Raw genomic sequence first — 22,365 nt, 5'->3', positions numbered from 1 at the left:
CTAATCGTCTTTTTTTGTCACAGTTTTACTTGCTGCGCTCTCATTAACCAAGCCTGTATCAGCCAAAGCATCTTCAGCCTCACGCTTATTTTCTTCGATATGCTGCATGATTGCGTACGTCAGCTCTTTACAGCCAACACCGCTAATGGCCGAAATCGCAAATACGCGACCTTTCCAGCCGTAGTCTTTAACGAACTGTTTTACGACCTCTTGTGACTCCTGCAACATATCGATTTTGTTCAACACCAACCAGCGTGGCTTATCATACAACGCTTCATCATACTTACGAAGCTCTTCAACAATCGCTTTCGCTTCATAAACTGGATCAACAGCCTCATCAAATGGCGCAATATCGACCAAATGCAATAGCAAAGAAGTACGTTGCAAATGGCGTAAAAACTGATGGCCTAGTCCTGCGCCTTCAGCAGCGCCTTCAATGATGCCTGGAATATCGGCAATCACAAAACTACGTTCCGTATCCACACGAACCACACCCAAATTAGGATGCAAGGTGGTAAAAGGATAATCAGCTACCTTAGGTTTTGCCGCAGAAACTGAGCGAATAAATGTAGATTTACCCGCATTTGGCATGCCTAGCAAGCCAACATCAGCTAACACTTTAAGCTCTAAATAAAGCTCAAACTCTTCACCTACATCACCCTTGGTACATTGGCGTGGCGCGCGGTTCAAGCTTGATTTAAAATGCACATTACCTAAACCACCCTTGCCTCCGGACGCCATCTGCGCACGTTGACCATGCTCACTCAAATCCACTAACATTTGCTCGCTGGCTTTATCTGAAATCACAGTACCGACTGGCACACGCAATACCATGTCCTCGCCTTTTGCGCCGTAGCACTCAGCACTGCGGCCATTTTCGCCACGTTGCGCTCTGAATGTACGCGTATAGCGATAATCGACTAAGGTATTAATATTGCGATCGGCTTCAATGATGATAGAGCCGCCACGGCCGCCGTCACCGCCACTTGGGCCACCCATCGGTTCGTATTTCTCGCGACGAAACGTAGCAACGCCGTTACCACCGTCGCCTGCGTAGATTTTAATTGTTGCTTCGTCTATAAATTTCATTTTCTTGACCTAATGTAGAAATACTTTAATCTTTTAAAGCAGCTATAAAATTAAAGCAATCCCGTCATTCCTGTATGCCTGTAAAGGTCTTTCAGTAGAGTTAACCAGTTTAAGCTGGTTGCTCACACGTGAGAGTTTACCAAATAAAAAAGCCCCATCAAACGATGAGGCTTTAATAAAGTTATTTAAACTTAAACTGCAACAATAATGCTTACAGTGTGGCGTTTTAAAGCGCCTTTAATTGCAAATGATACTTTACCGTCCGCTTTTGCGTACAAAGTATGATCTTTACCCATGCCAACATTTTCGCCTGCGTGCATTTTTGTACCGCGTTGACGAACAATAATACTACCTGCTGTCACTACTGTTTCACCAAATGCTTTAACACCTAGTCGTTGTGAGTGTGAATCGCGACCGTTACGTGAACTACCGCCTGCTTTTTTGTGTGCCATGATTTAATCCTTAAGTCTTATTTATTGCTTCAATTATTCTGCAGCTTTAGCGGCTTTTGCTTTTGCTGGCTTTGCAGCAGCTTGACCTGCAGCTAAAATTTCGCCGATTTGGATTTCAGTAAAACTTTGGCGATGGCCTTGTGTTTTACGATAATGTTTACGACGACGGAATTTGAAAATCATTACCTTGTCACCACGACCATGTGAAAGCACGGTTGCTTTTACAGTTGCGCCGTTAATGATAGGTGAACCGATGGTTGTGTTGTCACCATCTGAAACCATTAAAATTTGATCTAGCGTTACAGTACCGCCAACTTCAACTTCTAATTTTTCAACTTTTAATCTTTCGCCTGAAATTACGCGATATTGCTTACCACCAGTTTTAATTACAGCATACATGATTGAGCCTTAAATTACGCTTTCTAAAGAACTCGGCATTATACGCAAATAATCTAGCAAAGCAAACCATAATCGCATGCAATTTCAAAAAACTGCAGCATTAATGTCAGTCGGCTATTATCTCACGATTTATATGGCTATTGCTAGGATATAAAAACAGCTATAACTCAACCTTAAAAGGTGGCTGTGATAAAATATTCGCTACTTTTTAAGGTTCATTATCGTGACGCAAAGCAACACTTCTTCTAGTAGCTCGCCTTTAAACACTATTCAATCTTGCATCGCCGCTGATATTCTGGCGGTGAATACAGTCATCACTCACTCTTTGCACTCTGAGGTGACCTTAGTTAATCAGGTTGCTCATTACATTGTTAATAGTGGTGGCAAGCGCTTACGTCCTATATTGGTACTACTTTCAGGCGGGCTTTTTGGAGAAGTGAAACCTGAGCATCACCAATTAGCTGCGGTAGTTGAATTTATTCATACCGCCACATTGCTGCATGACGATGTAGTGGATGAATCATCGAAACGTCGCGGACAAAATACTGCCAATGCTATTTTTGGCAATGCCGCCAGTGTGTTAGTGGGTGACTTTGTATATTCACGGGCTTTCCAAATGATGGTTGCTGTACAAAATATGCGCGTAATGGAGGTATTAAGCAATGCTACCAACGTTATTGCCGAAGGCGAAGTGCTGCAATTATTAAATATACACAATGCCGATGTGACAGATGGAGCCTATCTACAAGTCATTCATTACAAAACTGCTAAATTATTTGAAGCGGCTACGCGTTTAGGTGCCATTATCAGCAACGCCTCACCCAGCGATGAAGAAGCATTGAGTCAATATGGTATGCATATTGGCACAGCATTTCAGCTCATTGACGACGTGCTAGACTTAAGTGGCAATGCCTCAGAGATAGGCAAAAATTTAGGCGATGATTTAAGCGAAGGCAAACCCACACTACCCTTGCTATATGCCATGCGCAACGGGACAGCCGATGAGGCAGAAACAATAAAGCGCGCCATCGAACATGGCGGTTTAGAGGACTTAGTTACCGTATTAAGTGCTGTTGAACGAACTGGCGCACTGGATCATGTGCGTAAGGTAGCCGCTAAAGAATCTGAGTTAGCCTGCGCGGCTATCGCACATTTTGCTGATTCGCCTTATAAGCAGGCCATGTTAACCTTAGCGGAGTTTGCCGTAGCTCGAAATTATTAAATGGCAACTTATCCCATTTGATTGAACATTACTAACTCAAGATTAATTCAATGTAATTTTCTCTCCACTATCGGCGTGATAATAGCTCAAGTGCGCACACTCGTTTACACCTGAAGTTAACGACCCATCAAACAAAGACTTACCATCAACATCCACAATGGCGTAGCCGTTATGGTACAAAGTAACCTCGGCTAACTTAGGCACATGTTTTGTGTCGCGAGTTGAGCCTTGACGCATTGCAAAGCTAATGCAATTTTCTTCCTCTTCTTCAGAGTACACTTCCCAGTCGCGGCCGCCGGCTAACTGTGAAAGCCATGTGGGCAAATCAACCTCTACACGGCAAACAATAGGCTCATCCCATGCAGGATGATTGAGCTCAGCCTGTAATAACTCAATGGTGTTTTGTTGATTAGTGTCTGTCATTTAGTTTCCTTCTTGGCCGTTACGCCAAATATAGCCATCGAATAGATCTTGATGCAAACATTATAATATGACCTTTATACTTGTGACGGCTTGCTGCAATTTCAAGTGCTTAAATTTTCCATATAAAATTTATATGAATTCCAGCCAGTTTTATTGCCACAAGTATTTAACGGTGCGATGATGCGATAAGTTTACAGTGGCAAGCATGTATTTTTAATTTTAAGGATTGTTATGTTCAGCGGATTTTCTGATATTTCTAGTTTGCTACAAGGGAACACCACACTTTTTATTTCCATATCCGTTATTTTTGGCTTAATGGTCGGCAGTTTTTTGAATGTGGTGATTCATAGATTACCCAAGATGATGGAGCGCGAATGGCATAACAACTGCCTTGAACTGCAAGGCAAAGAGATTACAGAGGCGACCAAATACACCCTCGCCCACCCTCGTTCAGCTTGCCCAAAATGCGGGCATAAAATTACCGCACTAGAAAATATTCCAGTCATTAGCTACCTACTCTTACTGAAAGGTAAATGTAGCGGCTGCAAAACCGCTATCAGCGTGCGCTACCCTCTAATTGAGGCGCTGACAGGCTTATTGATTGGCCTAGTCAGCTGGAAATTCGGCTACACCAGCCTGACTTTATTTGCATGGATATTCACTTTCGCACTGATAGCACTGACCTTTATTGACTTCGACACTCAACTATTACCTGATGACATCACACTGCCACTATTATGGCTGGGCCTGCTACTCAACCTTAACAATGGCTTTACTGACTTAAAATCTGCGGTGATTGGCGCGATGGCTGGCTATCTTATTTTATGGTCAGTTTATTGGGCATTTAAATTAGTGACTGGTAAAGAAGGCATGGGTTATGGCGACTTTAAATTACTCGCGGCACTCGGCGCTTGGTTTGGCTGGCAATTACTACCTGCAGTGATTTTACTGTCTTCAGTACTGGGCGCTGTCATCGGTATTAGTCTGATTGTGTTTACAAAACGTGGGCGTGAAATCCCCATGCCGTTTGGTCCATTTTTAGCGATTGGCGGTATTGCAGCGCTGTTTTTAGGGCCGCAACTTGCCAGTTATTATTTAACTTAAAACTATGATTTTGGCGCTTACAGGCGGTATAGGCTCTGGCAAAAGTGAAGCTGCCAGACAATTTGAAGCACTAGGCGTGCCTATTGTCGATGCCGATGTGATTTCCCATGCGCTCACAGCGACTGGTCAGCCTATACTAAAGGAAATCGCCCGTATCTTTGGCGCAGATTTTTTAAACGCTGACGAATCATTGAATCGCGCCAAATTGCGCGAACATATATTTAACAAACCTTCCGAACGCCTGAAGCTTGAGGCGCTCATGCATCCAGCTATTCACGATCAAGCTTTAAAGCAGCTCGCGGAGAATGAAAAGCGATTACATCCTGCCTATCAAATTCTAGTCATGCCACTCTTATTTGAAAGTAATCGTTACGACGGAGTGGCCGATAAGATTCTAGTGATTGATTGCGATGAAAGCTTACAAATCAAGCGTGCTATGGCTCGAAGCAATATCAGCGAGTCGGATGTCAAAGAGATGATGAATGCACAAGTGACTAGAAATGTGCGGCTAAAATCCGCTGATGAAATTATCGTAAACGACGGCACACTTGCTGAACTACAAGAAAAAGTCATACGAATTAATAAAAAACTCATTAAAACTTGCATAGTTAGCAAATAAATTTGATAATTCAGTTCAACTTTTAACTTGCACACAATTTCATGATTAAGACGGCACCTTTTTGCTAGTAATTAAATGAACGATTAGTTAAATTATTCATGCCTAGCTACGATTATCCTTTTAATGAACGCATACGCACATTTTTACGTGTAGAGGATCTATTCGCCAAAGTTTTATACAACATTGAAGGTAGCCACGAGTACCAACACCACTGTGCTTTACTTACACTACTGCAAATATTAGATATTATTGACCGCTCAGAATTAAGATCAGACCTGATGCAAGAACTCAGTCGCCAAAGAGCGGTGATGGATGCACTACAAGGCAACCCCGCGATTGCGCCACAAAAACTAGCGGAAATTCTAAATGAAATTGATACAGCTACAGAATCACTTCGCTCTGAAAACACTAAGCTAGGTCAAACGCTACGCACTAATGAATGGTTGATGAGTATCAAACAGCGAGCTGGCATTCCTGGCGGCGTTTGTGAGTTTGATGTCCCTTCTTACCATTACTGGCTTGGTCTGGGCGAAGATAGACGTCAACAAGATTTGAAAACCTGGCTTAGTCCATTAGTGCCTATGCACGATGCCATTGTGATTATTATGCGTATATTGCGTGGTAGCGGATCGACAACTAAATTGGTAGCTGTTAACGGCGCATACCAGCAAATGCTTGGCGGCAGCAAACCTGCCCAAATGTTAAAAATTGATATTCCAGATAACGTCACGTGTTTTCCTGAAGTGAGTGCGAATAAATACGCGATCAATATCCGCTTCAATATTTTAGACTTTACTCAAAAGCCCCAAAAATATGACGAAGATGTCAACTTTACATTAACGTTGTGCAACTTATAACCTCTGCAAAAGACTAATAAAAGTTGCTATATCTTTAGCGAGCTTTATACCAAAACTCTCAATAAAAAAATTCATTGAATAGTGTCGCATTATCATCAACTAAGAAACACGGCTCAGCAATATGGAAACCACAAAGAAACGACTAGTCGCCTGCCCTAACTGTAAAAAATTATCTGAATTTTCGCCTAGCAATGCCTTTAGGCCGTTTTGTGGTGAACGCTGCAAAATGATAGATTTAGGACTTTGGGCAAGTGAACAGTATGCGATTCCAGTCGAAATTAAAGAAGATGATCTTGAACAAGAGTTTTCTGACGTCAACTTTTCAAGGCAATAAATTTATATGCTAAATACTTTCTACCAATATTTTGTCCGCCTCTCTTTAGCGTTAATACTAACGCTTACTGGCACACAACTGTATGCTAAAGAGATCGTTGCGCCAAAAAATCTTGTGTCAATAACAGATGCATGGGTGCGGCCAACTAATCCTGGGCAGGAAGTAGGCGCCGCTTATATGACGTTTTTGAGCAAGCAGGACATGACGCTTGTCAGTATAGAAAGTAACGTTACCGATAGTGTAGAGATACACAATATGACCATGGAAAATGGTGTGATGAAAATGCGCATGCTAGAAAACTTAGCACTAAAAGCTGGAGAACCTTACAAGCTTGCGCCTGGTGGCTATCACTTAATGCTATTCGATTTAAAAAAACCACTCACTGTGGGTGAGCAAGTGAATTTTACGCTCCACTTTAAATCTAACAGCAAAATTAAAACTAGTAAAAATACTCCCAACTACAAACAAACCATCAACGTTATAGTACAAGCACCGCCCGAAAACGCTACTCACTAAGCCAAGCACTGCGTAGCATGGCAATGCCATGTGCGCCATGCGATTTTGCTTCGTGTAAATCTGGTGGCCTCATACCGCCAAGTGCATAAACCGGCAAAGCATAGTCCGAAATTAAATTAGCAAACTGACTCCATCCCAAAGGCTCCTCATCAGGGTGGCTACGTGTCGCTTTTACTGGAGACAACATCACATAATCAATACCTAGTGCCGCTGCGTGCGCTAATTGTTCGGCATTATGGCAAGAGGCGCCGCATAGCATTCCTACAGGTTTTGCCTGCAACTGCATTAAATCAGTAGAGTTAAAATGTATGCCCGCAACATTCAAAGCTGCTGAGGCAGATTGATTGCCGGAGTTAATCAGTACCTTGGCTTTATATGGTTTTGCCAGCTGAATTACACGTTCGGCGAATGTCTGAAAGGCTTGATTTGAGAGCTGCTTTTCGCGCAACTGTAACATTTTCAGCCCATTATCTAAGGAAATTTTAAGGCGCTCAAAAAACAAATCCTCCCCTAGTTCACTTAAATTTGTAATGGCGTAATTTGACGGCAAACTCAGCGCAGCGAAAATAGGCGCATTTGCTGGCAACATCGGCGAAACTTCAATGTTTTCAGGCGGCTGCCAGACTAGCTGCTGATTTTCCAAGCCACGTGGTTCGCCATCCCATTTTGTAACAATAAAAAAATGTAGCTTAACGGTTTTAGCTGGTGAATCTAACTGCCCTGTCGCATCATATTTGGCCTCATAGTCAAAGCTACGCGTTAGCCATGGGTAGAGTGATGCTACCGCTATACCAAGCTCTTCTTGCAGCTCACGTTTTAGCGCCTGCTGTGGCGTTTCGCCCTCTTCCACCTTACCGCCAGGAAACTCCCAATATCCAGCCCAAGGCTTGCCAACAGGTCGTTCTGCTAATAATACCCAGCCATCTTCACGCTGGATAACACCTACCGCAGCGTGCGTAATTTTGCGTTTTGTTGTATTCATGCGTTTAAAGTATCAAGCGGAATGCGTGGCAGCAAGTTGTTTTCTACCCGCGTAATCTCGTGCGAATTGGTAAGCGATTCGACCACTACGCGAGCCGCGTGTATGCGACCATTGTAAGGCTGCTGTGCGAGCTGCTTCGTCAAATACTGAGGTTCCATAATGACGCAACCACTGCGCGGCTACGGCAAGGTACTCATCTTGATCAAACGAGTAAAAAGCTAGCCACATGCCAAATCGGTCTGACAGAGAGGTTTTTTCCTCAATGGTATCTCCCGGTCTAATCTCGCCGCCTAAGTGCTGTGTTTCTAAGCTCTCTGCCATAAATTCCGGTAACAAGTGGCGGCGGTTAGACGTGGCATAGACTAAAATGTTATCTGAAGTCGCTGCCATCGAGCCATCCAACACCACTTTTAGCGCTTTATAGCCAGCATCGCCAACTTCAAAAGACAAGTCATCACAAAACACGATAAATCGCTCAGAACGGTTACGCAGCAGAGCTGTAATTTGCGGTAAATCCGTTAAATCCTGCTTATCTATTTCTAAAATGCGCAGTCCATCTTGCGAGAACTGGCTTAACAAAGCTTTAACGATAGAGGATTTACCTGTGCCGCGTGCGCCTGTCAGCAACACATTGTTTGCGGTATAGCCTCTAACAAATTGAGCGGTGTTACGGACAATTTCAGCTTTTTGCTGGTCGATATTATGCAAATCATCCAACTGAATAAGGTGCGGATGAGGAATCACTTCCAAATAACCATGTCCTTTATTGTGCTGCCAGCGCCATGCGATGGCGGACCAATCAGGCTCGCTGGGCGCGCTTGGGATAAAAGCTTCTAACCGCACTAATAAGCTTTCTGCGCGTTGAATTAACTGGCTAAAATCGCTCATTTAAGACCTATAGTCAGCATTGATTTTGACGTAGTCATAGCTAAAATCACATGTCCAAACTGTGCATGAAGCATCGCCACGTGCTAAATCTACACGTACTAAAATTTCAGGCTCTTTCATGACAGCTGAACCTTGCTCTTCTAGGTAAGCCGCAGCTCTGCCGCCATTCTCAGCCACTAACACATCGCCTAGATAAAGCTTTAGTGCGTTGACGTCAAGCTTATCGACACCTGCGTAGCCAATCGCAGCCAAGATACGGCCTAAATTTGGGTCAGATGCGAAAAACGCAGTTTTAATCAATGGTGAGTGGGCAATGGCATAAGCCACTTTACGACACTCAGCTTCGTCGCGACCGCCTTCAATTTTAACGGTCATAAATTTAGTTGCGCCTTCTCCATCACGCACGATGGCTTGAGCTAACTCAATCGCCACATCTGTCATCGCATCACGCAGAGCAATAAAATCTGCACTAGCACTTTTAACATCGTCTTCGTTAATTTCTGTATTACCAGCTAGATTAGTTGCCATCAAAATCAAGCTGTCATTGGTCGACGTATCACCATCCACAGTAATACAGTTGAATGATTTATTCACAGCATATTGAATAATGCTTTCTAGCGCAGACTGGCTCACAGCAGCATCGGTGGCAATATAACCCAACATAGTCGCCATGTTAGGGTGAATCATGCCAGAACCCTTGCTGATGCCAGTAATGGTGACAGTTTTGCCGCCAAGCTGAATTTGACGCGATGTACCTTTGGCAACGATATCCGTCGTCATAATCGCTTCAGCCGCATTCAACCAATTATCTTCTTTTAGGTTTGCTATCGCCGCGGGCAAGCCTGCAATGACTTTATCGACGGGTAATGGCTCTAAAATTACGCCTGTTGAGAATGGTAATATTTGGTTAGCCTGCAAATTTAATAATCCGGCTAATGCTACACAAGTTTGTTTGGCACGATTCAAGCCTTCTTCACCAGTACCTGCATTTGCGTTGCCTGTATTCACTAACAAAGCGCGAATACCTGACTTTTGCGCAAGAAAGTCTTTACACAAAATCACCGGTGCCGCACAGAACTGATTCAAGGTAAATACGCCAGCCACTTTACTGCCTTCAACCAAGGTCATCACTAATACATCTTTACGGTTTGGTTTACGCACATGCGCTTCTGCAAAACCTAATTGAACGCCTTTAACTGGCAAGAGTGATGCGGCTTCTGGAGAGTTTAATTTAACGGGCATAGCAATTTTCCATAATGATCGATTTGAATATTTTAACGTATTAGTGAGTTTGTACTGAATATATCAGGCAGGGTTTTGAGTATATAAAATATTAATGAATGAAACTCAAAGCCCAACAGCTTCTTGTGATTCAGACTGATATTGCTCTACGCGATTCCGACCTAAGCGCTTGGCTTGCAACAATGCATTGTCTGCAGCTTCAATAATCTCAAAAACACTGCCTAGGTCAGGATAAGAAGCTGTTCCTGCACTAAATGTAGCGTGAATGACGCCGCCAGCATAGTGATGTGTGAAGCGTGCAAAATCTTGCCTAATCTTGTCAATAATGACTGCAGCTTGGCTGGCATCAACGCCTGGCAAACCAACAATATATTCTTCTCCGCCATAGCGCCCAATCAGGTCAATTGAGCGCAAACGCCCTTTGAGTAAATAAGCTAAGGTGCGTATCACCAAATCACCTACGGGATGCCCATAGGCGTCATTGATGGATTTAAAATGGTCAATATCGAGCATGACTATCGCCATTTCCTGGCCTAGCGGTAAATCACGCAACATCGCGGCCAATTTAGTCTTGGAACTTGCATGGTTAAGCAAACCTGTTAAACCGTCCATTTGTGTAGAACGCTGCATCTCGCGAAAGCGTGAAATTTTAGCTTCTACCACTGCGGCTAATAGCACTGGGTTAAACGGCTTCATTAAAAACTGGTCGCCACCTAACCTAAGCGCCTCAACTTGCATACTGACTTCAGAATCCGCGGATAAATACACAATAGGAATTGTCGCATAAGCCTCTGTTTGACGTAGCACCCGCGTAGCTTCCACACCATTGAATTTTGGCATGTGCATATCCATCAGGATCAAATCTGGCCTGTACACCTCAAGTGCATCAAATAACTTATCTGGGCTATTGATAGAAAAAGTATCAATATCATACTGAGCCAGCGTTCTCTCTATCGAAGCTAAAGCCACTCTAGAGTCCTCAACGACCAGCACGTGGCTTTTTTCTTGTGGGGCAGTTTGTACTAAATCTAAGATACGACTGAGTACCATGGTGGAGTGGTTTTTAATGGGGATAGTCGCGTCCACTCCAGCACGCATCAACTTAACAATCGATTCAGGCTTTAATGGCTCGCCCAAGTACAGCATCTGGCTAGAGAAAAACTGTTGGTGTAAGTGAGCGATAACTGCGAGTTGCTGCTCAGTCGCATCGACATTAACGCCCATAAAAATAACCGCTAAAGGCGTATTGTTGATTGCAGGCTGGTCTTCCCAAGCGACAATTTCAATCTTAAATCCAAAAAAAGACAATTGTGTTTTGAGTTCATTCGCAACGTCAAAACCATGGTTATCAGCCACCACTAAGACATTGCGTGGTTTTATCCATTGATCGCCCCTAGCATCAATATGCACCTTAGTACGCCATCCATCCTGATGGCGGCATGCCTCTTGTGATAAAAACATAGACTCAACTGTGCTATTTAACACGTCAATTTTCTTTTGTATGCTTTCTTGATCGCCACCTGAAATTGGGTGCGCACTCTCAGTAGACAGTTTGGCGAAAGCATCATTTTCAAGCCCTTCGCACAAACGTACTAAACCAGACATACGCAACCGATTGAAGCTATCCACCAAACTATTAACCGCCACGATGAACTCAATAGACTGTTCAAACTTACCTTCCAGCAGATATCGCTTCCAGTGACTATTCATCGCTGCAAGGCGCTCAGAAAACGAATCTTTCACTATATTACCCATCATCAATAACCTTTACGGTAATCCAGAAACAACGGCGTATTCAGATGCAAAGCGTGGCACCTGATTTATTTAAAAGCAACGCGTTGAGAATGAATGAGTCAATCAATATATTTCAATATTAACATTCATCACTACGCCAACCAAATGCCATTGTGTAAAGCACAACACTAATGTAGAAATTAGCGACTGCTTTGCCGAGGAGTTATGAACGAACAACAAAAGCTTTAGCTTGTTTACCGGCACACCAGCGTTTCCACATTTGTCTAAAGGCTATGTATAAGGCATTAGCTGCGATGTCAGGCTGGCTGAATAATGATTGCTTAAAGCGAGATCTTAATTGCTGCCTAACGTCTGCAAGCTCAACAAAATTCTCAGCAAAATAACTGGCTTTTGCAAGATACGCAGCAGCATCTGCGACGACAAAGTCATCTAAGCTCAAATGGCGCATAACAGCTTGAGCGCCTCGGCTTATCATTCGATCGCCTGCAATACACAAAGTAGGCACCCCCATCCACGCAGCATAGCATGTGGTTGTGACGCCATTAGCAGGCATGGTGTCTAAACAAACATCTACTTGATGATGCAAAGCGAGATAGCCCTGCATCGAAGTTCTAGGCGTCCAGACTAAGCGAGAAGCATCAACGCCATACTGCTTAAACCAATCGAGTATCTTTTGATGATTACCACTTTGCGCGTCGCCAATCAGCAAGCATTTGGACGTAGGTAATTGCACTAGCACTGAGCTCCATAATTGCACAGTGCTTTGTGTTATTTTGTTGGTGCGGTTAAAACACGCGAATGTGAGATAGCCATTATTTAAAGCAGGAAGTGAGTTAACTTCTGGCGACTCTGCTACAGGAGAGAATGGCGCGTTAATGGGTAGTTGCACTAGCTTTTCAGTAAACTGTTTATCAAGCAGCCCTTGTGGAAGCAGATATTCGTCACCTAAATAATAATCCATGTTATTTAGCCCTGTGGTAGCTAGATAACCCAGCCAACTCACTTGGATCGGCGCAGGTTTAAGTGCAAACATAGTGAGTCGGTTGCCTGAGGTGTGTCCGTCTAAATCCACCAAAATATCAATTGCGTCACGGCGAATCTTATTGGCTAAGTCTTCATCATTCATCTGATCGACCACTTGCCATTGCTTAAAATAAACTTTTAGCCGTTCACTAGTCGCATCTTCGATGGCGGTTGCGGCATAGGCATACAAATTGAGCTCAGGATTTTTCTGTAAGTAAGGTAGTAATGGTTCAAAAAAGTTACTCAGTGAATGTTCACGTAAATCTGCTGACACAAATCCAATATTAAGCGTTCTACCTTGAGCTTTTAAATTAGTATGTTTTTTGATGTTCGCTTTAGTTGCGCTCTCATAATATTGCGCAAATTGGCAATGTCTTTGCCATAGGATTTCGGCTGTACTTGCATCATCATGGCTTAAGCAAAACAGCAAGTTGCTAAAGCAGCTAGCAAAAGACGGCTTTAACTGCAAAGCCTGCTGAAAGCATGCGATACCTTGTTCAATATCACCCAAATCTTTTTTAACGATGCCTAGATTATTGATGGCTGCTACATAATCTGGCTTTAACTCAATTGCACGCTCAAAAGCTTGAGCCGCACCTATTAAATCATGTTGAGTTTTTAATGCTAATCCGTAATAGCAATGCTCTTGCGGATCGAGTTGATTTAGCTGCAAGGCTTGATATGCGGCGTGCGTAGCATCTTTCTTTTGCACCATGTAGGTGTCGCTCAGCATTTTCCAGCCGATTAACCAGTGTGGATGAATATCCAATAATGCAAGTAACTGTTGCTCTAGTGCTAAATACTGCCCAGTCATAAACAATTCAATCAGCGCCATCACAATATCGTCATGTGGCAACTGCGTTAATGTTTGATTATCGGACAAAATCGGAACTTACCCCTTACGCCAAGTAGTACCTAATGCAGTGTCTTCTAGTACGATCCCAGCATCGGCAAGCTCTTTGCGGATTCGGTCAGCTTCTGCGAAGTTTTTAGTTTTTTTGGCTTCATTACGCTGAATCACCAGTTGATCAATGTCAATTTTAAGCTCTGTACCTGCCAATTGTGCTGCCACATCGCCTTGCAAAAACGCATCCGCATCACGTTGCAATAGACCCAAAACGCCAGCTAAGCTTTTGAGTAAGGCAGCAACTTCTAATGATTTAGTTTTATTCACTTCATTCGCCAAATCAAATAATACTGCCATCGCCTCTGGCGTATTGAAGTCATCATCCATCGCCTCCTTAAAGCGTGCTGAATGAGGCTGCTGCCAATCAATCGCAACATCGGCAACTACGTGTCCACGTAATGAAGTATACAAGCGTGTGAGCGCTAATTTTGCGTCATCTAAGTGCTGGTCAGAATAGTTAAGTGGACTACGGTAGTGAGCGCGCAAAATGAAGAATCTAACGACTTCAGCATCGTATTTTTCCAACACGGTACGAATGGTGAAAAAGTTGCCTAAAGATTTAGACATTTTTTCGTCATCCACCCGCACAAAACCGTTATGCATCCAGTAATTGACCATTTGACAAGGTTCACCATTATGGCTGTGAGCGGCTTCTGATTGTGCAATTTCATTTTCATGATGCGGAAATTGCAAGTCTTGACCGCCGCCATGAATATCAAAATGCTCACCTAGGTGATGCGAACTCATCGCAGAACACTCAATGTGCCAACCCGGACGGCCTTTTCCGCCGTTAGGTCCGCCAAAAGGCGAATCCCAGCTTGGTTCGTTTGGCTTCACAGATTTCCACAATACGAAATCCATAGGATCTTTTTTATGCGTATCCACTTCGACACGCTCACCTGCGCGCAAGTCCTCAAGTGACTTGCCTGATAGCTTGCCATAGCCTTCAAAGTTGTTTACTGAATAGAATACGTCACCATTCGCAGCAACGTAGGCAAAGCCTTTTTCAATCAAGGCTGAAATCATTTGTATCATGCCATCGATGAATTCAGTGGCTTTCGGCTCAATATCAGGGCGAATGATGCCTAGTTTTGCGGAGTCTTCATCCATTGCTTCAATAAAACGCTGGGTGAGTTGACCTATCGTTTCACCATTCTCATTAGCGCGTTTAATAATCTTGTCATCAATATCTGTGATATTGCGTACATAGGTCACGGCATAGCCAGAACTGCGCAACCAGCGGCTGACCATATCGAACACCACCATGACGCGGGCATGACCCAAATGGCAATAGTCATAAACGGTCATACCACAGACATACATACTCACTTTTCCAGCGACAATTGGCGTGAAGGTTTGTTTTTCACGAGCGAGCGTATTGTAAATTTTTAGCATAATCTGATGGTTAAACGAGAATTAAAGGAAATTGTTAATGAATGGTAGTTAAGTAAATGAATGATTTAGAAGTTTTTGCTAAATATATGGTAATAATCTCAAATGAGCTATTGGATGTTAGCTAGGCTATTGATAGAATTACGCTTTGTCATTTAACTAGAAAAAGTATATCACAATGAATAAATATATTTCTTTGCTAAACGCTTTAATCGCACGGTCTTTCTTGGTAGTTGCCGTGAGTTTATTAGCGCCTGCGGCACACGCAGACGAGCTTAAAGACATTTCACAACTTGCGGATCAAGGCCAATCTGCTGTTGCCATTGACCGCTTGAACACCTATATTGTTGCTAACCCAAAAAATGCACAAGCAATGTTCATGAAAGGCGTATTACTTGCAGAGCAAGGCCGTCGTGATGAAGCGATTCGCACATTTACTGATGTGACTGAAAAATTCCCTAATTTACCTGAGCCATATAACAATTTAGCGGTACTTTACGCTGACCAAGGTCAATTCGATAAAGCTAGAAAAGCACTTGAAACTGCAATAAAAACTCATCCAAGCTATGCCACAGCACATGAAAATTTAGGTGATATTTATGCACGTATGGCTTCTGAAGCTTACGACAAAGCACTGCAACTAGATACAAGCAACACCCGCGCAGAAGGCAAGTTATCAATGATCAAAGACTTGTTTGGCACAGGTAACAAAACCACATTAGCCTCTAAAGAGCCTGCTAAAGTAGATACTAAAGTAGCGAACCCTATACGCCCAGCAGATACAAAAACTGCTGACGTAAAAAAAGTAACAACTACTTCGACAAAAACAAGTGTTGAACCTGCTAAAGTAGAATCGACTAAAAATGTTGAGCCTGCAAAAAATAACGATGCTGACATTACTTCGGCTGTGAACAACTGGGCGCAAGCATGGTCAACAAAGAATCTTGACCAGTACTTTGCAAGTTACGGCGCAAGCTTCCAACCAGCAAAAGGTGAAAGCCGCAAAGCTTGGGAGCAACAACGACGTGAACGCATCACTAGACCGGCTAAAATCAATGTTGATGTATCTAACATCAACATTACTTCTACAGAGGAAAATAGCGCTAAAGTACGCTTCAAACAGTCATATCGTGCTGACTCTAAACCAATTTTCACCACCAAAACACTGATGATGAAAAAGCAAGGTAACAACTGGTTCATTGAGCAAGAAATTGCTGGCAACTAAAACTTACTAGTTCACTAGCTTCAATAATAAAGTTGCATGTCATTATTGACGGCAACTTTGTTTGGCTTTTGCAGATGTTACTTCATTGCAGTTTTATAAGGTAATTTGTTGAGAAATGGCTTTAAATAAAGGTTTAACATACGTACTATTGGCGGCGATTACTCTTGTGCCGTGGAATGCGACGGCGGTCAATAGCTACAGCTTGAGCAATTTATTGCGTAAACCTGAGTTACGGTCACTCACTGGCATAGCTGAAAATTTACTGGTAAAAAGTTTGCTAGAGATTACACAAGGCAAAAACCAGCAAGCACTCAACACCGTTGATGAACTCATCGAAAAAATTCCTAACTTCAAACTAGCCTACCTCGTGCGTGGCGACTTACTGATGGCTCAAGCGCAACATTTGCAGGCTTTTGGTAACGCCAATGTGAGTCAAGCCGCAGCAGTTAAAGATCTGCAAGCTGAAGCGCGTGTAAGAATTGAGCGTTATCTATCTAATGAAAATTTAGATAAACTGCCCAACCTACTCCTCGCACCTAATGACCAACAAAGTCATCTGATTGTGGTTGATACTGACAAATCACGCTTATATTTGTATAAAAATAACGGTGGCAATTTGAGTTATGTTGCCGACTATTATGTAACGGTAGGCAAAAATGGTGTTGGTAAGCAAACAGAAGGCGACAAACGCACTCCGATTGGTGTTTATTTTGCCAGCCAAAAATTAACCAAGCCACTGGCTGATATGTATGGCAATGGTGCTTATCCTCTGAACTACCCTAACGAGTGGGATATGCAACACAACAGAAGTGGTTCTGGCATTTGGCTGCATGGCACACCAAGCAATACCTACAGTCGACCACCTAACGCAAGTGACGGCTGCGTTGTATTGACCAACCAAGACTTAAATGCCATTGCTCCGATACTGCAAACTGGTAAAACGCCTGTGATTATTGCCAATCACTTAAAGTGGATAGATGCGGATAACACAAGCGCCGACAAAGACACCTTACAAGTAGCGATGAATAGCTGGCTGAGCGACTGGAAGTCACAAAACACGCCTAAATACCTTTCACACTATTCGCGAGCTTTTTCTACCGATGGGATTAACTTCCAGCAATGGTCAGATCATAAATTCACGGTGCAAGCAAGTAAGCCAAAAGTTGATATTGCGTTATCCAACATCAGCATGTTCGCCTACCCAGATGCAGATAAGAAATTAGTAGTCGTTGATTTTACACAAGACTTTAAAAGTCCAACTTTGAGCAATAAAATGCAAAAACGTCAGTACTGGATTCAAGAAGATAATACTTGGAAAATCATCTACGAAGGTTCGGCTTAACTCGCCATTTTAATTCACCCTAACGTTTGCTTTAACCTTAAGGAAGTCTATGCGTAAATTTTATGCTGTTGCCATACTTGCAGTTTCTTCAGCCTTTGCAGTATTCAGTACGTCTGCAATAGCCGCCAATCCTCAAGTCACATTTGAAACGAATCGCGGCAATTTTGTGGTTGAGTTATACCCTGAAAAGGCGCCCAAAACGGTCGCTAACTTCTTGAAATATGTGAACTCTGGATTTTACAAAGAAACTACTTTTCACCGTGTCATCAATCATTTTATGATACAAGGCGGTGGCTTTAATGCCGACATGTCTGAAAAGCAAACACTCGCACCTATTAGCAATGAAGCGGCTAATGGACTAAAAAATGAAATTGGTACAATTGCCATGGCTAGAACTAGCGATCCAGATTCAGCAACGGCGCAGTTTTTTATCAATCTTGAAAACAATGTTCAGCTCAACTATCAAGGTCCAGACCCTGAACTTATCGGATATTGCGTATTCGGTCGTGTATTAAAAGGCATGGATGTCGTGCGAGAAATTGGCATTACTCCTACTATAAACGTTGGGCAATACTATGACGTACCGAAATCAGCAATAGTAATACACCAAGTTAAACTCAATACTAACGCAACTAACAACTAGGCCTTTATAGGCTTTATTTACACTTTTAACATTAAGGATATTTTGTGGTTAAACTACTTACAAATTTTGGCGAAATTACTTTAGAACTCGATGCAGAAAAAGCACCAATTACCGTAGCAAATTTTTTGCAATATGTAGACAAAGGCTTTTATGATGGCACGATTTTTCACCGTGTGATTGATGGCTTTATGATTCAAGGTGGTGGTTTTGATACTACGATGAATCAAAAAGAGTCTGCAGATGAAATTAAAAATGAAGCAGACAATGGCCTAACGAATGATCAATACACCATTGCCATGGCACGCACTTCTGCGCCACATTCAGCCAGCAATCAATTTTTCATTAACGCTGGCAATAATGACTTCCTAAACCATTCAGCACCTACAAGCAGCGGTTGGGGTTACTGTGTTTTCGGCAAAGTGACAGCAGGCATGGATGTTGTTGATAAAATCAAAAAAGTGAAAACTGGCAGCAAAAAAGGCCACCAAGACGTGCCTGTTGAGAACGTTATCATTGAAAAAGCAACACGCTGCTAATGTTTGTGGCGTTAAACTGTAATCTAGCAATCAGATTGGATTACGCTGTTTAACATGAAAAATCTCGGAGATAAATCGGACAATCAATTAAGCCAGAGCTTAATGGGTCAAAGTCTATTTATCTCCGATTTGCATTTATGTGCCAGTCGACCACATATCACTGCGGCATTTTTAGACTTTCTAAAAGACACTGCATCACAAGCAGTTGCGCTGTACGTTTTAGGTGATTTGTTTGAATACTGGGCAGGCGACGATGATATTCAAGACATGCATCACCTACCTATTATCTCAGCCTTTAAGCGTCTAGCCGACTCTGGGGTTAAACTTTACTTAATGCATGGTAATCGTGACTTTCTGATTTCCAGCGAGTTTTGCGATGCGGCGGGAATGACTTTACTGCCAGATCCGAGCATCATCAATCTACACGGCAAAACTGTTTTACTCAGCCATGGCGATGATTTATGTACAGATGATGTGGAATATCAAAAATTCCGTGTACAAGTACGTGCAGCTGAATGGCAGGAAGATTTTCTGAAATTACCGCTACAAGTCAGGAAAGACCAGATCGAAGCTATCCGCATGCGTAGTGAACATGAAAAATCACAGAAATCCATGCAGATCATGGATGTTAACCAAGCGGCTGTTGACCACTTATTAAGAGTTCACCACTATCCTGAGATGCTAATCCACGGTCACACACACCGCCCCCATGAACATCAAATTCAATTAGACGGCCACAAGATAACAAGATGGGTATTAGGCGATTGGTACGAACAAGGCAGCTACCTGAGCTGTAATCAGTTTGGCTGTGAGGCTATGTCACTATAACCATAGCAACTTCTTATGAAGAGCGTACTTTCATAAATTCAAAACTCTAAGTCAGGCGAGGCGCGAAAAAAAAACGAGGCGGTATATAAATGATGATATAACGAGGTTTTTTCTGAGTAACGAAGCATCATGACGAAGTTTGAATTTATAGAAGTACCCTAAGGTTGATAGCCAGGAATCTTAGACTCATCAACTTCATCAATCTGTTCAGGCTCTAAGAATTGCTGAGCGTATCTCAAGTAAACTTTCTCACGCACAAAAATATCGAATAAATCAGGGTCGATATGATGATCTACTTTCATCTTGCCTAAAATATATAATGATTCTGATAGTGTCTTAGCCTTCTTATACGGTCGGTCTTTTGAAGTCAGCGCCTCAAAAATGTCCGCAATCCCCATTACTCGGGCTGGGACAGACATTTGCTCACGTGTTAATCCTTTTGGGTAACCTCGACCATCCATGCGCTCATGATGGCCGCAGGCGTATTCTGGCACGCGTTTTAAGCCATTTGGGTAAGGCAAAGAATCCAGCATATGAATAGTCACAACGATATGATTATTAATAATCTCTCGCTCTTCTTTGGTCAACGTACCACGCGTAATATTGAGGTTATAGACTTCATTTTCACTCAAAAATGGCCTTGAATTGCCATTTGCATTGACTAACTGATTCGCAGCAATATTAATGACTCGTTGCTGATCCTCATCCGTCATAGACTCACTGCCGAAATTAGACTTTCTTAAAAACTCACGATCTTCATCACATTGCTGATTAAAAGCTAACAGCTCAGAATCTAATTTAGCAACATCTTGCACTTGTCCACTTTTCAAAGCTTCAACTTGTTTTTTCAGAATGTCACATTCAGCTTGCTTTTTAAGTAATTCAAATCGTTGATCAACCAGATCAATACGGTCGAATATGCCAGATAACTTAGTGGGCTTATCCATCACAGATTCTGGCGTAGTGACTTTACCGCAGTCATGCAACCAACCGGCAATCTTCAGCTCATAAAATTCTTTTTCATTGAGTGTAAAGTCTTTAAGCGGACCTTCTTTAGCATCGATAGCGGCTTGTGCCAACATCAAAGTAAGCTCTGGTACACGCCGGCAATGCCCGCCAGTGTATGGAGATTTTTGGTCAATGGCTTCCGCCATCAACTCAATAAAGGCTTCAAATAAGCCTTTCAAACCTTCAATCAGATTCTGGTTGGTCATCGCAACCGCAGCTTGTGACGCTAACGATTCAACCAAACTTTGATTAGCTTGCGAGAATGGAATAATTTCATGCGTATCAATGTCAATCGCATTGATGAGCTGAAGTACACCGATGACTTCCGACTCATGGTTTTTCATCGGAATCGTTAAAAATGACTGAGAGTGATAGCCAGTCTTCTCATCAAATTTACGCGTGCCAGTAAAGTCGAAATTCTGAGCACTATAGGCATTTTCAATATTAACGGTTTTATCGTTCACGGTCGCGTATGCAGCCACCGTGGTTAAGTTAGGTCGACCATCATCTAAATACAAAGGAATAGGCAAAAATGGAATTTCCTTGCCTGTTGTACCGCCCATCGCAAGCGCTAGCGTTTTATTACGCATGATTTCAAACTTAAGGTGCTTATCATCGGTAATGGTGTACAACGTACCGCCATCTGCGTTGGTAATTTCCTGCGCGCCTAGCAATATCGTTTCTAAAAGGCGTTTATTATCCCGTTCAGCAGAAAGCGCGACACCTATCGTATTTAGGCGCTCAAGTCGTTTTAGTAAATAAGGGTGTTGTTGATCCATCATGCTATTGAATTGATCATAAGGTTTAGGGTAAAAGTGATTTTCATATTGATTAATTCAGACTAAACTTTATCTAAATAAAACTCCATTTTCACGCCAGCAAGCTCTATCACGTCATGGTCGCTCAGCTCAAAGGCCTGCGAGCCAATAGAGCTACCATTGACAATAGGAAACACTTTGCCTTCAACGTGCGTAACGAAGTAACCCTGAGGCCGCTTAGTGATTACCGCCACTTGCACACCTGTTTTACCCAAGGTGGTCAGTGCTTTATTAAGAATCAGCTCTCGACCTGCACTAGAGCCGTTTAAGACTTGTACTCTGCCAACCGCCATCGCAGGCGCTGACTTTTCAGCTAATGGTAATACTGGTTTCTCTGAGATAACCGTGTCTGGCAATGCAGTGCTAGGCTCTACTTGAGCCTGTGCTTTCATCATTTCCGTTAATTCGGCTGGGCGAAGAAACACGGTTTTCTCAAAGGCTGAATCACTGCCGCTGTGGTTTTGTAACTTAGCGTCATTGATAAATTTCAATTGATGCTTGCCAAATGAAATCAAATCACCTGACTGCAACAAATAACTTTTGACCAACTTGGCGTTAACTTCTGTACCATTGGTACTATTTTTATCTTCGATATAAAAATCATCGCCCTTTTTAAGTATCACAGCATGTTCGCCGCTTACGGCTAGATTATCGATATGAATGTCATTAGTTGGTCTTCGGCCAATAGTAATGCGCTCTTTATCGAGTAGAAACTCATTCAAAATATTACTATCTAAAGAAAAAATTAGCTTAGCCATTAT

General features: G+C 42.6%; 23 protein-coding genes. 11 read left to right on the top strand and 12 right to left on the bottom strand.

Going from position 1 to position 22,365, the window contains the following annotated elements; translation table 11 throughout:
* The 3 genes from cgtA to rplU all read right to left on the bottom strand — a co-directional run bounded on the left by cgtA (position 1) and on the right by rplU (position 1,940).
* Positions 1 to 1,089: an Obg family GTPase CgtA gene (cgtA, locus tag M301_RS02745; RefSeq protein ID WP_013147232.1), complete on the bottom strand. Its 1,089-nt coding sequence runs from the start codon at positions 1,087 to 1,089 to the stop codon at positions 1 to 3.
* A 191-nt stretch (positions 1,090 to 1,280) separates the two neighbouring features.
* Positions 1,281 to 1,541 (bottom strand): 50S ribosomal protein L27, encoded by a 261-nt coding sequence (gene rpmA / locus M301_RS02740; protein WP_013147231.1) that lies wholly within the window; start codon positions 1,539 to 1,541, stop codon positions 1,281 to 1,283.
* A 33-nt stretch (positions 1,542 to 1,574) separates the two neighbouring features.
* On the bottom strand, positions 1,575 to 1,940 hold the full coding sequence (gene rplU, locus M301_RS02735) for a 50S ribosomal protein L21 (RefSeq protein WP_013147230.1): 366 nt from the start codon (positions 1,938 to 1,940) through the stop codon (positions 1,575 to 1,577).
* 223 nt (positions 1,941 to 2,163) lie between these two features.
* Here rplU and M301_RS02730 point away from each other — a divergent pair, with 223 nt between their 5' ends.
* Positions 2,164 to 3,162: a polyprenyl synthetase family protein gene (locus tag M301_RS02730; protein ID WP_013147229.1), complete on the top strand. Its 999-nt coding sequence runs from the start codon at positions 2,164 to 2,166 to the stop codon at positions 3,160 to 3,162.
* A 42-nt stretch (positions 3,163 to 3,204) separates the two neighbouring features.
* Here M301_RS02730 and M301_RS02725 read toward each other — a convergent pair whose 3' ends face one another.
* Complete coding sequence (locus tag M301_RS02725; protein ID WP_013147228.1) at positions 3,205 to 3,585, bottom strand: hypothetical protein; 381 nt, start codon at positions 3,583 to 3,585, stop codon at positions 3,205 to 3,207.
* Between the two features lie 231 nt (positions 3,586 to 3,816).
* Between M301_RS02725 and M301_RS02720 the strand changes: the two genes are divergently transcribed.
* The 5 genes from M301_RS02720 (at position 3,817) to M301_RS02700 (ending at position 7,015) form a co-directional block, all read left to right on the top strand.
* Positions 3,817 to 4,689: a prepilin peptidase gene (locus tag M301_RS02720; RefSeq protein ID WP_013147227.1), complete on the top strand. Its 873-nt coding sequence runs from the start codon at positions 3,817 to 3,819 to the stop codon at positions 4,687 to 4,689.
* A 4-nt stretch (positions 4,690 to 4,693) separates the two neighbouring features.
* The gene (gene coaE, locus M301_RS02715; protein WP_013147226.1) at positions 4,694 to 5,308 is read left to right on the top strand and encodes a dephospho-CoA kinase; all 615 of its coding nucleotides are present in this window, start codon (positions 4,694 to 4,696) and stop codon (positions 5,306 to 5,308) included.
* A 98-nt stretch (positions 5,309 to 5,406) separates the two neighbouring features.
* Positions 5,407 to 6,165, top strand: coding sequence for a cell division protein ZapD (gene zapD / locus M301_RS02710; protein WP_013147225.1), 759 nt, complete (start codon positions 5,407 to 5,409; stop codon positions 6,163 to 6,165).
* A gap of 121 nt (positions 6,166 to 6,286) precedes the next feature.
* A complete protein-coding gene (locus M301_RS02705) occupies positions 6,287 to 6,499 on the top strand; it encodes a DNA gyrase inhibitor YacG (protein WP_013147224.1) in 213 nt (70 codons plus the stop codon).
* 6 nt (positions 6,500 to 6,505) lie between these two features.
* Entirely contained in the window at positions 6,506 to 7,015 is a 510-nt protein-coding gene (locus M301_RS02700; protein ID WP_013147223.1) for a copper chaperone PCu(A)C, read from the top strand.
* Here M301_RS02700 and M301_RS02695 read toward each other — a convergent pair.
* The 6 genes from M301_RS02695 to cysS form a co-directional block, all read right to left on the bottom strand.
* Entirely contained in the window at positions 7,005 to 7,997 is a 993-nt protein-coding gene (locus M301_RS02695) for a Nudix family hydrolase (RefSeq protein ID WP_013147222.1), read from the bottom strand. The two genes, M301_RS02700 and M301_RS02695, sit on opposite strands and share 11 nt — an antisense overlap.
* A gap of 12 nt (positions 7,998 to 8,009) precedes the next feature.
* The gene (locus tag M301_RS02690) at positions 8,010 to 8,885 is read right to left on the bottom strand and encodes an ATP-binding protein (RefSeq protein WP_013147221.1); all 876 of its coding nucleotides are present in this window, start codon (positions 8,883 to 8,885) and stop codon (positions 8,010 to 8,012) included.
* Positions 8,886 to 10,127 carry a bifunctional glutamate N-acetyltransferase/amino-acid acetyltransferase ArgJ gene (argJ, locus tag M301_RS02685; RefSeq protein WP_013147220.1) on the bottom strand — a complete coding sequence of 414 codons (1,242 nt, stop codon included), beginning with the start codon at positions 10,125 to 10,127 and terminating at the stop codon, positions 8,886 to 8,888.
* A 105-nt stretch (positions 10,128 to 10,232) separates the two neighbouring features.
* Complete coding sequence (locus M301_RS02680) at positions 10,233 to 11,885, bottom strand: GGDEF domain-containing response regulator (RefSeq protein ID WP_013147219.1); 1,653 nt, start codon at positions 11,883 to 11,885, stop codon at positions 10,233 to 10,235.
* 199 nt (positions 11,886 to 12,084) lie between these two features.
* Entirely contained in the window at positions 12,085 to 13,788 is a 1,704-nt protein-coding gene (locus M301_RS02675; protein WP_148218570.1) for an O-linked N-acetylglucosamine transferase, SPINDLY family protein, read from the bottom strand.
* A gap of 9 nt (positions 13,789 to 13,797) precedes the next feature.
* On the bottom strand, positions 13,798 to 15,207 hold the full coding sequence (gene cysS, locus M301_RS02670) for a cysteine--tRNA ligase (RefSeq protein ID WP_013147217.1): 1,410 nt from the start codon (positions 15,205 to 15,207) through the stop codon (positions 13,798 to 13,800).
* A 175-nt stretch (positions 15,208 to 15,382) separates the two neighbouring features.
* On the opposite strand from cysS, the gene M301_RS02665 reads away from it, so the two are divergent.
* The 5 genes from M301_RS02665 (at position 15,383) to M301_RS02645 (ending at position 19,778) form a co-directional block, all read left to right on the top strand.
* The gene (locus tag M301_RS02665) at positions 15,383 to 16,429 is read left to right on the top strand and encodes a tetratricopeptide repeat protein (protein WP_013147216.1); all 1,047 of its coding nucleotides are present in this window, start codon (positions 15,383 to 15,385) and stop codon (positions 16,427 to 16,429) included.
* A gap of 115 nt (positions 16,430 to 16,544) precedes the next feature.
* Entirely contained in the window at positions 16,545 to 17,771 is a 1,227-nt protein-coding gene (locus tag M301_RS02660) for a L,D-transpeptidase family protein (protein WP_013147215.1), read from the top strand.
* Between the two features lie 49 nt (positions 17,772 to 17,820).
* Positions 17,821 to 18,414, top strand: a complete 594-nt coding sequence (locus tag M301_RS02655) for a peptidylprolyl isomerase (protein WP_013147214.1) — start codon at positions 17,821 to 17,823, stop codon at positions 18,412 to 18,414.
* Positions 18,415 to 18,458: 44 nt separating this feature from the next.
* Positions 18,459 to 18,950 (top strand): peptidylprolyl isomerase, encoded by a 492-nt coding sequence (locus tag M301_RS02650; RefSeq protein WP_013147213.1) that lies wholly within the window; start codon positions 18,459 to 18,461, stop codon positions 18,948 to 18,950.
* Positions 18,951 to 19,052: 102 nt separating this feature from the next.
* On the top strand, positions 19,053 to 19,778 hold the full coding sequence (locus tag M301_RS02645) for a UDP-2,3-diacylglucosamine diphosphatase (protein ID WP_013147212.1): 726 nt from the start codon (positions 19,053 to 19,055) through the stop codon (positions 19,776 to 19,778).
* Positions 19,779 to 19,936: 158 nt separating this feature from the next.
* On the opposite strand, the gene M301_RS02640 is transcribed toward M301_RS02645, so the two are convergent.
* Positions 19,937 to 21,568: an HD family phosphohydrolase gene (locus M301_RS02640; RefSeq protein WP_013147211.1), complete on the bottom strand. Its 1,632-nt coding sequence runs from the start codon at positions 21,566 to 21,568 to the stop codon at positions 19,937 to 19,939.
* Positions 21,569 to 21,627: 59 nt separating this feature from the next.
* Positions 21,628 to 22,362, bottom strand: coding sequence for an FHA domain-containing protein (locus tag M301_RS02635; RefSeq protein WP_013147210.1), 735 nt, complete (start codon positions 22,360 to 22,362; stop codon positions 21,628 to 21,630).
* Between the last annotated feature and the right edge of the window lie 3 nt (positions 22,363 to 22,365).

The organism is Methylotenera versatilis 301 (genome assembly GCF_000093025.1).
GTDB classification, from domain to species: Bacteria; Pseudomonadota; Gammaproteobacteria; order Burkholderiales; family Methylophilaceae; genus Methylotenera; species Methylotenera versatilis.
Note: the sequence above shows the minus strand (reverse complement) of the source record. Positions and strands in the feature narration are given on the sequence as shown.